This is a genomic window from Limisalsivibrio acetivorans, assembly GCF_000421105.1.
GTDB classification, from domain to species: Bacteria; Chrysiogenota; Deferribacteres; order Deferribacterales; family Geovibrionaceae; genus Limisalsivibrio; species Limisalsivibrio acetivorans.
This window is the reverse complement of record NZ_ATWF01000001.1, coordinates 330,455-341,890: the sequence shown is the minus strand read 5'-3', so window position 1 is coordinate 341,890 and position 11,436 is coordinate 330,455. Positions and strand designations below refer to the sequence as shown.

The window sequence follows — 11,436 nt, the reverse complement described above, 5'->3', positions numbered from 1 at the left end:
GGTTAAAGATAGCCGGATGAAAAACTGGACAGCTATTATGCTCCTCTTTCTGCTGATGAGCGTTTCCACTGCCCTTGCGGTAGAGATAGAGGGGACGGGCATCGCCGTTATCGAAGACGGCAACGTTAAAAAAGCAGAGGATGAGGCTTTCAACAAAGCCCTTAAAAATACACTCAACCGATTCTTCAACTCATCAAACAGGCCTGCGGGTGAGAATATCCCGGAGATAACCGAAGAGTTCTACCGCTTCATAACAAGCTACAGGATCCTTGAGCGAAAGGCGGAAGAAACAGAGGTGACCTACCGGATCATGGCGGATATCGACGATATCGCCATAAACAATATCAACTACTACATACGTGAGGCCACCAACAGCGCCGTATTTGAGATAACCGGCCTACCCGAGAACGAAGAGATGAAGGAGAGGCTCCTCTCTACAGCGAAAGAGCTCTTCGAGCAGAGACGCTTCACCACGAAGTATAACGACGACTTCCTTTCAGGGCTGCCCGATGTACCAAGCCCCGCAGACGTTATAGCCGCCTACTCCGCATCCCTCGCCCAGTATCTTTTTATGCTCAGCGTTAACACTTCCTTTGAAGAAACCGGAGATCTTGTGTACTGTACGGTAGAGCTTTTCACAAAGCCCTACTCAAGAAAAAAAGAGTTCAACACCATAAAGGTCGTCAGCAAGGCCGTTAATGAAAGCAGAATCTCCTGCGCCAACGAGGCGTTCCGCTCCTCGGCAGGGAAAACACTGGATTATGTTAGAAGGGAGCTAATCAAGGCTCCCGGTGTTAAAACAACGGACAGCAACTATGAAATCAGGGCTGTAAACTTCGGGAAATTCATACGGGTTAAGACCTTCATGGATTTCCTCAAGCGGAGGGAGATCATCTCGGACTATAAGATTCACACATTCTCCATAGATGAGGTCTCCTTTGAGGTGAAAAGCTTTTTCGACAGACCCCAGTTCATAAAGAACATCAGGGATCTACAAGAGAAACACAACTACTCCCTTGAAGATACCGAAGGGGAGTTCCTTCTCGACTTCACCTACCGCATTGAATAAGTGGGAAACCTATGATTGAACAGATTCTGGAAGATATCAAACCGTACCGCAAGGTTCTGATTCTAACGCACAACAACCCCGACCCGGATACCATATCCGCAGCGGCCGGCCTTAAGATGCTCCTTTACAAAAAGCTGCAGAAGCGATGTACCATAGCCTACCACGGCATTATCGGGCGTGCGGAAAACAGGGAACTCATAAAAACGTGCAAGATAGATATGCACCCATCATCCAAGCTGAACTTTGCCAGGTACGATTATTTCATCGTCGTAGACACCCAGCCCACCGCCGGCAACGTCATGATCCCAAAAGGCTATTTCCCAAACGTTGTCATCGATCACCATAACTTCCGTGCCCAGACCAAGCGCACCAAGATATATGACATCCGCCCGAAAACAGGGAGCACGTGCACCATCGTCACTGAATATATGAAGAAGCTGGACGTTATCCCCGATGCAAATATTGCAACAGCACTGTATTACGGCATGAAAACCGACACCTTCGGTTCCGGAAGAAGCAATACACAGCACGATATGGATATGATGGCCTATGTATTTCCCCACATATCCATAAAAAAACTCACCAAAATCGAGAACCCCGAACTCCCGAAATACTATTTCAAGACGATGAAGAAAGCGATCGAAGAAGCTGAGATACTTGACGACCTTGTATTCTGTAACCTTGGCGATGTTCGCAACGCTGATCTCATAGCGGAAACAAGCGACTTTGTTCTCAGAATGCGGGATGTTAAGTGGTCCTTTGTCATCGGAAGGATAGATGACTACTGCTTCTTCTCCCTTCGATGTAAATCCTCACGCCGCCTTGTAGGGCGTATAGCCACAAGTATCGTGAGAGGGCTCGGAACTGGCGGCGGACATATGAAATCCGCCGGAGGGCAGATAAGTCTCGAAAAAAGAACCTACGAAGAAGCGGTTACAGAAATAAAGAAGAGGCTCCTTAAAAGAATCGGCATTACGGGTACTGAACCTAAAAGGATTTGACTTGTCGCATTTAAAGGATATATTTTAATAGAGATTCCAGTTAAGGAGGAAGCAATGAAATACGTATGCAATGTTTGCGGATGGATCTACGACCCCGAAAAAGGCGATCCGGACGGCGGTGTTGAGCCAGGTACCAAGTTCGAAGATATACCCGAAGACTGGGTATGTCCCGAGTGCGGAGTAGGCAAAGACAACTTCGACCCGATGGACTAATCAGTAAAGAAATCCCAAGGCCGCTGTTAAGGCGGCCTTTTTTAATACCCACATACATGAATATACGTTATTAAACCTAATGGCGGACACGAATCATCTTTTTTTAAATTGAACATATGGATAAAAAATATTATTGTGTTCAGATAAGATAATAAGAACAGTTCAGAATATAGAAATCAGGAGGACTTTATATGGAGTCATTTAAGATTAAGGAAGATGTTTACTGGGTGGGGGTACGAGACCCTGAGCTCGAGGTTTTCGATGTTGTAATCCCCACCGAGCATGGAACCACCTATAACAGCTACCTTGTAGTGGGCACTGAAAAGAAGGCACTAATCGAGGCAAACAAGCTCGACTTCAAAGATAAATATATTCAGGCCATCGAAGAGATCTGCCCAGTTACGGATATCGACTATATAATCCTCAACCACAACGAGCCGGACCATTCCGGTTGCCTCCCCGTTCTCATAGAGAAAAACCCTGATATAGAGGTTATATACTCCAAAACGGCAAAAACCTTCGTCGAAAACATCGTAAATGATGAATTCAACGGCAGGGCTGTTGGTGATGAGGACGTTATTGATCTTGGCGGAAAAACGCTCAGGTTCTTCCACACACCATTCCTCCACTGGCCGGACACCATGTTCACCTACCTCGTGGAGGAGGAGATACTCTTCCCCTGCGACTTCCTCGGCGCACACTACAGTTGCGAAGAGCTTTTCAATGATAAGCTCAAGAATAAGGAAGAAGCGATGGAGGCCTTCAAGTTCTACTACTCCATGATCATGCGCCCCTATAAGGAGCATATCCTTAAAGCACTCAAGAAGATAGAGGATATAAAGATTGATATGGTATGCCCCTCCCACGGCCCCATTATCCGTGAGGATGCGTCAAAGTACATCGAATGGTACAGAGAACAGGCAAACCGCTACTACAAGAACATGGAGCAAAGGCAGGTTGCAGTGGTTTATGCCACGGCCTACGGCAACACAAAGAAGCTTGCCGAGGAGATCAAATCCGGTATTGAGGAAACTGGCCTTAAAGCAGTTATGCTTGATGCGGCGGCACTCCCTGTGGAAAAGATTATCGATGAGATTGAAATATCCCACGGTGTTCTCATCGGCACGCCTACGCTTAATGCAAAGGCTCCCAAACCTATCCTAAACCTCATCGCATATTTCGTTGTGCTCAACCTTGTAAACCGTCTTGCCGGAGCCTTCGGTTCCTATGGATGGAGCGGTGAAGGCGTTAAGGTGACAGAAGATATCATGAAAACCATGCGGATGAAGATACCCCAGGCCGCTTTCAAAACGAAGATGACCCCCTCCGAAGAGGAGCTAAAGGAGGCATACTCATGGGGACGTGATTTCGGTATGGCCGTTCTAGAAAACTGATAGATTAATAACCAAAGGCCCTTCGTTATGGCGGAGGGTCTTTTTTTCTTTTCAAATACACCGGAAGGAATTACATTATTATAGAATCCATCTGGAGGTTTGTACCTTGAAAAGATTACTGTTTATTATCGTTATGTTCATCGCCCTCCCCCTTTTCGCCGAGGAGGATGTTGTTATCGAATCCACCTACGATGTATACTCAGATAATGTGCATCTCGGCTCATTCACCTTCAAGCGCTCCAGAGAAGATGGCATAGTCCGTCACGAAAAAGTAATAAACGTAAAAAAGAAGGATATGTTCAACGAGATCAGCTTCTTCCTTGAGGAGAAAAGCGTCTTCGATGAAAACGGTCTTCTCCGCTACAGCGGAAGCCTCAGGCTGGATGGTGATGAACGCTCTGTTACAGCAGAACGTGAGGGCGCAAACTACTTGGTTCAGTCCAATCCGGGCGGTTCAAAGACACTCAAGCCCGATGAATACGACAGCCTCAGTGTGGGTACACCCGGCAGTGAACTATGCGGAACGGGCAAAGCAAAGGACTACAGAATATTCAAGCTCGAAGAGTTTAAATTACTAAACTACACATTCAAACATATCAAAAACGAGTCTGGCCGACTAGGATCCGATTTCACAACTGTCTGCATGCTCACATTTATCAGTGAGGTAAACAAGGGCGCTATCTGGATAGCAGAGGATGAGCTGGGTTTTGTGCCAATCCGCCAGAATGTTACTGATGAGCAAGGACGTTTCTCAGCCGTGCTGAGGGACTACAGCAGACGGCAGACAGGGGATTGATATATTTTATGCTTATAATCTAACTCAGACGCTAGTTTTTGTATTTCATATTCGATAATGAAAATTAACGAAGGGTAATCTTCAGAGAAAACTTCCCCTTAGTCTTATTCTTTACATCGTCGAATACGAAATAATTCACAGATTAATGTTTTCCGCTAAAACACGCCATATCTTTAAGCGCAATTTATTCCTAATAAGGGTTTTTGAGGGGTGCGGGTAACTTTGTTCCCTAAAAAGTTCCCTGCGTTTTTTTGCTTTCATACTAATATTCGAAATAAGTCACATATTTATGTGTTTCGTGCTAAAGCACGCCATACTTTTGTCGCAAAAGTATGCAAAACTATTCCCTCAGGGTTTTCCAGCCCCCATTGTTACTCATTTATATTCATAAATTCGTAAGTGATGGCGGTGCCCTCATTTCACTCTTTTTCCACCTGAAGTTTTGCTGATGCTGAGGAGTGTAAACGCATATCATTCATGAATGTATTCAATATTTAAGATTACCTCGTCTGTCACGTGCGGCCAAAACTTCCGGGCGGTTCCAAAAGAGCTTATTCGGCTGTAAAACATTCGGGGAAGATTAAGAGGGTTATTAGCTAAACAGATTATTGGCTACTAGTCACCTGCTTAACGAAAAACCGCTTCACGTCTCACGTTGTTTTCTCTCAAGTGTAAACGTTATAGCTACCGATTAAATCTATGGAATTTCCCAGATTAATTAAGTCCAACACGGATGTTGGCTCTGTAGGCGAAAGGAAGAACAGCTCTGCTGATCTGACGCAGCCGGAAGTGCGAGAGGGCAGGGTTTCCCTGCCCGAACAACAATGGGATTTCCATGGATGGTAAACTCCATAGATAAAATTAAGACTAAGGGGAAATTTTTAGGGAAAACTTTCCCCTTAGGAACCCCTTAAAAACCCATTTAGAAAAAAAATTTGAGGTTGATGTATAAAAGGCTCCCATGGATGGGAGCCCTGAAATATATTTTATTAAGCTCCGCTTCATAAAATATATGGAAGTAAGCGAAGCGAAGGCTTTGCCAAGCGTAGCAGCAGGGAAATTCTCAGGATGATGAATTTCCCAGATAAATCAAAGGCTTCCATGGATGGAATTTTTCCCAAATCATATTAAAAGCTAGGCGGCGTACCCACCCAAAAAGCCTTTGCGGGCTTATCATTCCGGTTTCTTATCCTATGAGGAAGGTTTGAACTGAAGTATATGGACTCACCCTGTTTGAGGTTATGCTCCTCGTTGCCGATAACAACACTCATCTCACCCTCAAGCACGTAGCCGAATTCTTCACCGATGTGCTGATAGCTCTCTGAGCCTGTTTCGCTGTAGGGGTCGAGCTCGATAATAATCGGCTCAAGCTTCCTGTTAACCAGCTTGGATGCGGGGAAGGTCATAGTTATACTTTTGTTTTTAAGTACGTTATAGTCCTCGTACTTAAAGATGTTAACAATATTTCGTTCGTCTTCGAAGAGCTCGCTTATGGTTGTGCCGAGTGCATAGCATATTTTTTTAAGGGATGCGATAGAGGGGGAGTTCTTTCCATTCTCAATCTGGCTTATAAAGCTCTTGGTAAAGCCGGTTTTCTGGGAAATATCCTCGAGTGTCATCCCCAGCTTCTTACGAATCTCCCTGAGTTTTGTTCCATAGCCCATTTGCTTCCTCGCTATATTCATTTTTCTTAATTTATATTATATATTAAAACATCGTGATAAAGTCAAGTTTTTCGTTAATTAAATGCAAACTTTAATAATGAGGATACTAAATGCTTTACAATGATTATTACTTTAACAGATGGACTATTTTGTATAGTGTGTTATTTTAATTGAGATAATTCATTTATGAGAATGCGTTAATAACGCATACATGCTAGGAGGTTAAGTGATGGATAACATCATCAGGAGACTTGATAAGGGGCCCGAATACGGCGAACGTGTTTTTGTTGCTGACAATGCCGTTGTCATTGGAGATGTGGAATTAGGGGACGACAGCAGTGTATGGTACAGCGTGGTTATCCGGGGTGATGTGGAGAAGATCTCCATCGGGAAGTGCTCCAATGTACAGGACGGTTCTGTGATCCATGTCACGAAGGATACCTACCCCACAGTATTGAAGGATTTTGTAACCATAGGCCACTCCGTAACCCTTCACGGATGCACCATTGAGAACAACGTCCTAGTGGGCATCGGCTCCGTTGTTATGGATGACGCCGTTATCGGCGAAAACAGCATAGTTGCCGCAGGCAGTCTTGTCCCTCCGGGAAAGAAATATCCCGCAGGTTCGCTGATAATGGGTAGCCCGGCCAAGGTTGTTAAGGAGCTGAGTGCGGAGGATATAAAGGGGATTCGTGACTACGCCGACAGGTACGTTATGTATAAGAACATATATCTCGACCGCCGGAAATAATTATACCTTAAGAGCGTTAATAACCTTCCATGAGAGAACATAGCGGTTCTCTTCCCCGATGAGGGAGAAGAACTTGTCGTAATCCGCTGAATCACGGAAGAGATAGCGGTAGAAACAGTCCGAGGAGAAAAGGGCCATGACCTCACCAGGGTCGGTGTCCATGATAACCTCTTCCTGCTTCACGTTAACAAAGAGGTTTGAGATCGTGTTAAATACGGTTTTGTGCCATCTAGATAGCTTCTCTGCGACAGGGATACCTGAGCCGGCGCTATATGCCGCAAGCATATCCTTACCTTTCATGTTGTAGAGACCGGGATAAACCGCTATAAGCACCCTCCCCCCAACGGAGAGGCAGCCATGGATTGAGTACATAACGTCGTGTATCGGCTGGAACCGGAAGGAACCGCCCAGGGATACTATGGTGTCTGCCCGCATCCTCCTGATAGTGTAGGAGAGGTTCCTATCTATACGAACAGCTTCTATGCCGGGATAACAGATAACCTTCATGTCCGATACCGATCGGACCTCATGAACCCCTCTGTTGTCGACCATGTGCCGTGCTGTCACAAAATCATTGAATGAAAGATCAAGAACCTTCCCCGAACCGATATTGAGCAGGCTTTCAAGGCCATCCATCAGTTTGTAGTATGTAAGGTGTGCGTCTTCCATGCTAGTGTAGCTCAACCTTGTCTCCTCGCCCTACTTTTGCTTTACACAGAACAAGTAATAATATATTCTGAGAACGTCTTTTCGGGCAGACTTCATCAATAAACTGTAAACTGTCATATTTAGGATAGTAGCATAAGCCCGAAATTTCAACTCAAGAGGGAAAGCTAAAAGAGCATGATCTTGGAAAATGTCTTAAAAATGGTTGAAAACCAGAGGGATGAGGTGGAGAAGGAGCTTCTTGCCAACCTTGACTCCGATGTTCCGATGGTTAATGAAGTAGCGTCATACGTATTCGAGAGCGGCGGTAAGCGTCTTCGCCCCGTTTTTCTCGTTTTATCGTCCCTCCTCTGCGGGTATAATGGACCCCGTTCCATAGTGCTCAGCGGCGTAGTGGAATATATCCATACCGCAACCCTTCTCCATGACGATGTTATCGACGGTGCGAAATACCGCCGCGGGAGAAAGAGTGCAAACAACGTCTTCGGAAATGACATAACGGTTCTCTGCGGGGATTTTCTCTATTCCAGAGCTTTCATGAACCTTGTTAAGGATGGCAGCCCTGAGGTGCAGATGATTCTGGCAGTTGCCGCCAGAACCATGAGCGAGGGGGAGGTCTTCCAGCTTGTAAAAACCGCAGATATAAAGATAACCCTTGATGACTATCTTAAGATAATAAACAGCAAAACCGCCATACTCTTCTCCAGCTGTTGCGAGATCGGAGCGATACTTGGCGAGGCTGGCAACGATAAACAGGTCGCACTCAGAGAGTTCGGCAAGAATCTGGGGATAGCCTTCCAGATGAGTGACGACATCCTAGACTACCTTGGTGATGAGAGTAAAACAGGTAAAAAGCCCGGAACGGATCTGAACGAAGGGAAGATAACCCTCCCCGTAATCCTTCTTATTGAATCTGCCACAGAGGCAGAGAAAAAAGAGATAAGAAGTATAATTGTTTCGGACAAAACCACCGATGAAAACCTTGACTACATCACGTCACTGATGAAAAAATACGATGTAAAGAAGAAGTCGGAAGAGGTTGTGGACAGGTATACTGCCCTCGCCAAACAGAATCTGGACATGTTCCCCGAGAGCGAATACCGCAGGGCCCTTGAATGCCTTGCGGATCACATGATAAAAAGGGAAGAATAATGAATATCGAGGCTCGCTGGTATGAAAAGCGGGCCGACGGCAAGGTTGAATGCGGCCTTTGCCCGCACCGCTGTGTTATTAGCCCCGGTAACGGCGGTATATGCCGCATACGTAAAAATATAGACGGCCAGTTTATGCAGACCGCCTACGCCGAAGTTGCAGGCGCCGGCGTTGACCCCATTGAAAAGAAGCCGCTCTATCACTTCCACCCCGGCTCGCAGATCCTTAGTGTTGGAACAAACGGGTGTAACCTCACCTGCCCCTTCTGCCAGAACTGGAACATAAGCACATCAGAAACTGAGCGGAACGAAACCTCTGCGGACTATCTTGTTAAAACAGCCAAACGTGAAAACAGTATAGGTGCAGCGTACACTTACAACGAACCGCTTGTGTGGTACGAGTTTGTATACGACTGCTCTGTGCGCTTTCGTGAAGCTGGTCTTAAGAATATCATCGTAAGCAACGGTTTTATCAATGAGGAGCCTATGAGGGAGCTTGCCCCTCTTATCGATGCAGCAAATATTGATCTTAAGGGCTACACAGAGGATTTCTACAAAGGGATCTCCGGCAGGCTCGAGGACGTTAAACGAACCATCAGGATCCTGCACAGCTGCGGGGTACACCTTGAGTTGACAAACCTTGTCATTCCCGGGCTTAACGATGATATGGCAACATTCACACAGATGATCGATTTCATAGCCGGAATAGACAAAAGGATTCCCCTGCACCTGTCCAGATACTTCCCGAACCACAAATCTAAAGAGCCCGCAACACCGACAGAAACTTTGCAGACCATGAAGGACAAGGCCCTGAAAAAGCTTCACTACGTATACCTGGGCAATGTTCCGGGAAATCAGGATACCTTCTGCCCCTCCTGCTCAAGGATACTTGTTAACCGTTCAGGCTACCGCACACAATCATACATCGGAGAGAATATATGCCCGCATTGCTCGGCAGAACTCTACTTCTCCTTCTAATAAGCATAACGATATTATCCTGCGCAGATGAACCGGAGAAAAGGATCTTTTATGCTCTCGGAACACTGGTTGAGATCCGCTCGGAAAATGGGATGCAGGATGCCGTCAAGGCAGCCGCAGACACTGTTAACACCCTTGAGAATCGAATAACATCCTTTGAGGACAATTACACAGTTGCAGAGGACGGCGCTTTCATAGAAACCTCTGAGAACTGGCGCATCCTATTCGACTACGCCGCAGAACTGAGCAAGCTTTCAGGCGGCAGGTTCGATATATCCACCGGCGGACTTGTTAAGTTATACGGATTCCCGGAGGGTCCCTACCGTGTTCCATCGGAGAATGAGATTGAGCACGCACTCACAAAAACGGGGATAAAAGCGGAGCTGCTCACAAGGGATAGGATTGTAAAGGTCAGCGAAACAACCATAGATACAGGGGCATACTCCAAGGGCTTCATTGTGGATAAAGCAGCAGAAGCAATGATGGAAGCTGGAGAAACCGCAGGGATTGTAAATGCCGGCGGTGATCTATACGCCTTCGGCGAGAAGAATAGCGGCAAATGGCGCATAGCTGTCAAACACCCCGACGATCCGGAAAACATCCTTACCACTGTTCTTCTCAAGGACAAAGCCATAGCCACCAGCGGCGATTACGAACGTTTCTTCGAGCGTGACGGAGTAATATACCACCACATCCTCAATGCTAAAACGGGAAAACCTGCCAGGCTTTATAAAAGTGTCAGCGTGATTGCAGAGAGCTGTATGGAGGCGGATGGCCTTGCAACGGTGTATTTCCTTCTCCCCCCCGAAGAGGTTGAAATCCTTTGTGAGAAGCTGGATACCCCGGTAATGCTTTACAAGCATGATAGAACCGCAATTAAGCTCTGCGGCTGGGGGAGATTTGAAACCTAGGATAGCCGATGCCCTGGTTATAGCGATCCTTCTTATATTCGCCATATCCCTGCGAGGCATCTTCACAGGTGATGGAGCCCCCAGCATCATTTTAGTCACAGAGAAAGATAAACGCACCCTCCCCTTTCATGACAGTACGTATGACCTGACCGATGAAATCGGAAATCATGTTATCCTGGAGGTCAATAACTCCAGAGTTCGCTTCATAGAATCGGACTGCAATGCGAAGGTCTGCATACGCACAGGGTGGATAAGCGGATGCGGTGAGGCGGCGGTCTGCGCACCGAACAAGGTTGCTGTCTATATAGAGTGCAGTGACGGGGCAGAGGCTGATGCAGTATCAAGATAGGATCGCCCGCATAGGTGTTTACGCTGCCCTGACGCTCGTTCTGGGTGTTGTGGAAAACATGATCCCCCTGCCGTTACCCGGTGTAAGGTTGGGGCTTTCAAATATAGGCATAATGCTCGCCATCTGGGTTCTTGATGCTCCGGCAGCCTTCACAGTGGCTCTGATAAAGAGCGTTCTGGTCCCCCTGCTCACAGGGAATATGATAGTGAAACTCTCCATAGGTCTCCCCGCCACAATGGCGGCGGCTTTTTTCATGCTGACATATCACAAATTTTGCGTTAAATACATAAGTCCGGTAAGCATGGGAGCACTGGGCGGATTTGTCCATATCTGCATACAGTTTGTTATGGTGAATACGCTCTATATCAGGAGCCATGCACTCTACGCTCTGCTTCCGTGGTTTGCCGTTATTGCAGTGCTGACCGGAACCGTCACAGGTTACCTGACTCTCAAACTGCTCGAACACGCAGAAAATTCTACCGAGGTTGCCTAA

Annotated in this window: 13 protein-coding genes; 11 read left to right on the top strand and 2 right to left on the bottom strand. The window is 46.5% G+C overall.

The window, feature by feature from the left end; genetic code table 11:
* Positions 1 to 16: 16 nt before the first annotated feature.
* From K300_RS0101650 to K300_RS0101630, 5 genes are all read left to right on the top strand, one after another.
* Positions 17 to 1,069 carry a DNA polymerase Y subunit UmuC family protein gene (locus K300_RS0101650; RefSeq protein WP_022849924.1) on the top strand — a complete coding sequence of 351 codons (1,053 nt, stop codon included), beginning with the start codon at positions 17 to 19 and terminating at the stop codon, positions 1,067 to 1,069.
* Between the two features lie 11 nt (positions 1,070 to 1,080).
* On the top strand, positions 1,081 to 2,070 hold the full coding sequence (locus K300_RS0101645; protein ID WP_022849923.1) for a DHH family phosphoesterase: 990 nt from the start codon (positions 1,081 to 1,083) through the stop codon (positions 2,068 to 2,070).
* 54 nt (positions 2,071 to 2,124) lie between these two features.
* Entirely contained in the window at positions 2,125 to 2,283 is a 159-nt protein-coding gene (gene rd / locus K300_RS16465; protein ID WP_022849922.1) for a rubredoxin, read from the top strand.
* 191 nt (positions 2,284 to 2,474) lie between these two features.
* On the top strand, positions 2,475 to 3,677 hold the full coding sequence (locus tag K300_RS0101635; RefSeq protein WP_022849921.1) for an FprA family A-type flavoprotein: 1,203 nt from the start codon (positions 2,475 to 2,477) through the stop codon (positions 3,675 to 3,677).
* A 106-nt stretch (positions 3,678 to 3,783) separates the two neighbouring features.
* The gene (locus K300_RS0101630) at positions 3,784 to 4,473 is read left to right on the top strand and encodes a DUF6134 family protein (protein ID WP_022849920.1); all 690 of its coding nucleotides are present in this window, start codon (positions 3,784 to 3,786) and stop codon (positions 4,471 to 4,473) included.
* Positions 4,474 to 5,600: 1,127 nt separating this feature from the next.
* Here K300_RS0101630 and K300_RS0101625 read toward each other — a convergent pair.
* Complete coding sequence (locus K300_RS0101625) at positions 5,601 to 6,137, bottom strand: cupin domain-containing protein (RefSeq protein ID WP_026836238.1); 537 nt, start codon at positions 6,135 to 6,137, stop codon at positions 5,601 to 5,603.
* Between the two features lie 229 nt (positions 6,138 to 6,366).
* On the opposite strand from K300_RS0101625, the gene K300_RS0101620 reads away from it, so the two are divergent.
* The gene (locus K300_RS0101620) at positions 6,367 to 6,888 is read left to right on the top strand and encodes a gamma carbonic anhydrase family protein (protein WP_022849918.1); all 522 of its coding nucleotides are present in this window, start codon (positions 6,367 to 6,369) and stop codon (positions 6,886 to 6,888) included.
* Here K300_RS0101620 and K300_RS0101615 read toward each other — a convergent pair whose 3' ends face one another.
* Positions 6,889 to 7,572, bottom strand: a complete 684-nt coding sequence (locus tag K300_RS0101615) for a hypothetical protein (RefSeq protein WP_155827550.1) — start codon at positions 7,570 to 7,572, stop codon at positions 6,889 to 6,891. It lies immediately after the preceding gene.
* A 159-nt stretch (positions 7,573 to 7,731) separates the two neighbouring features.
* On the opposite strand from K300_RS0101615, the gene K300_RS0101610 reads away from it, so the two are divergent.
* From K300_RS0101610 to K300_RS0101590, 5 genes are read left to right on the top strand one after another with little or no spacing between them, the layout of a single operon-like run.
* Complete coding sequence (locus K300_RS0101610) at positions 7,732 to 8,706, top strand: polyprenyl synthetase family protein (protein WP_022849916.1); 975 nt, start codon at positions 7,732 to 7,734, stop codon at positions 8,704 to 8,706.
* Positions 8,706 to 9,683: an AmmeMemoRadiSam system radical SAM enzyme gene (gene amrS, locus K300_RS0101605; RefSeq protein ID WP_022849915.1), complete on the top strand. Its 978-nt coding sequence runs from the start codon at positions 8,706 to 8,708 to the stop codon at positions 9,681 to 9,683. The genes K300_RS0101610 and amrS overlap by 1 nt, the downstream gene beginning before the upstream one ends.
* Positions 9,644 to 10,594, top strand: coding sequence for an FAD:protein FMN transferase (locus tag K300_RS0101600; RefSeq protein ID WP_022849914.1), 951 nt, complete (start codon positions 9,644 to 9,646; stop codon positions 10,592 to 10,594). The genes amrS and K300_RS0101600 overlap by 40 nt, the downstream gene beginning before the upstream one ends.
* Positions 10,584 to 10,943, top strand: a complete 360-nt coding sequence (locus K300_RS15855; RefSeq protein WP_022849913.1) for a NusG domain II-containing protein — start codon at positions 10,584 to 10,586, stop codon at positions 10,941 to 10,943. Before K300_RS0101600 ends, K300_RS15855 begins: the two co-directional genes overlap by 11 nt.
* A complete protein-coding gene (locus K300_RS0101590; protein ID WP_022849912.1) occupies positions 10,927 to 11,436 on the top strand; it encodes a Gx transporter family protein in 510 nt (169 codons plus the stop codon). The genes K300_RS15855 and K300_RS0101590 overlap by 17 nt, the downstream gene beginning before the upstream one ends.

Bases quoted from the DNA above. Each gene is read 5' to 3' on its own strand.
- rd (WP_022849922.1), top strand. From the start codon at position 2,125: ATGAAATACGTATGCAATGTTTGCGGATGGATCTACGACCCCGAAAAA.
- K300_RS0101620 (WP_022849918.1), top strand. From the start codon at position 6,367: ATGGATAACATCATCAGGAGACTTGATAAGGGGCCCGAATACGGCGAA.
- K300_RS0101625 (WP_026836238.1), bottom strand. From the start codon at position 6,137: ATGGGCTATGGAACAAAACTCAGGGAGATTCGTAAGAAGCTGGGGATG.
- K300_RS0101600 (WP_022849914.1), top strand. From the start codon at position 9,644: ATGCCCGCATTGCTCGGCAGAACTCTACTTCTCCTTCTAATAAGCATA.
- K300_RS0101610 (WP_022849916.1), top strand. From the start codon at position 7,732: ATGATCTTGGAAAATGTCTTAAAAATGGTTGAAAACCAGAGGGATGAG.
- K300_RS0101590 (WP_022849912.1), top strand. From the start codon at position 10,927: ATGCAGTATCAAGATAGGATCGCCCGCATAGGTGTTTACGCTGCCCTG.
- amrS (WP_022849915.1), top strand. From the start codon at position 8,706: ATGAATATCGAGGCTCGCTGGTATGAAAAGCGGGCCGACGGCAAGGTT.
- K300_RS0101635 (WP_022849921.1), top strand. From the start codon at position 2,475: ATGGAGTCATTTAAGATTAAGGAAGATGTTTACTGGGTGGGGGTACGA.
- K300_RS0101645 (WP_022849923.1), top strand. From the start codon at position 1,081: ATGATTGAACAGATTCTGGAAGATATCAAACCGTACCGCAAGGTTCTG.
- K300_RS0101650 (WP_022849924.1), top strand. From the start codon at position 17: ATGAAAAACTGGACAGCTATTATGCTCCTCTTTCTGCTGATGAGCGTT.